This is a genomic window from Colwellia sp. BRX8-7 (assembly GCF_014077275.1).
In the GTDB taxonomy this organism is placed as follows: Bacteria; Pseudomonadota; Gammaproteobacteria; order Enterobacterales; family Alteromonadaceae; genus Colwellia_A.
The window spans coordinates 1-351 of record NZ_JACGVP010000109.1; the positions used below are offsets into that span (position 1 = coordinate 1).

A 351-nucleotide genomic window follows, 5' to 3' on the forward strand; every position below is an offset into this window, starting at 1 on the left:
AAAGAAAAAGATACCTTAATCTTTTGTGATTTCATCAGTAAATGGCCATCGCTCACCGCGGTTAAAAAAGCCAGAAAGCAAACCTTATTAGACTTCTTTAATCGTCACAACTCACATTATGAAACTGTCAATAATGCTCGATTACTTAGCATTAAAGAAGCCGTTCCGTTAACCGAAGATGAAGGCGTAATAGCCCCTAATCAACTGTTAGTGGAAGTGCTTATCACACAATTCAAGGTGTTACTTATCGGTATTGAACAGTTGGATAAAGCAATAAAACAGCTGTACAAAAAACAACAAGACAAGGCTATTTTTGATAGTTTACCTGGCGCAGGCCCACAACTAGCACCG

1 pseudogene is annotated in these 351 nt (G+C 38.5%); it reads left to right on the top strand.

Features of this window, described 5'->3' with window-relative positions:
- Positions 1–351, top strand: a pseudogene (locus H4J57_RS19640) (IS110 family transposase); the annotation flags it as partial.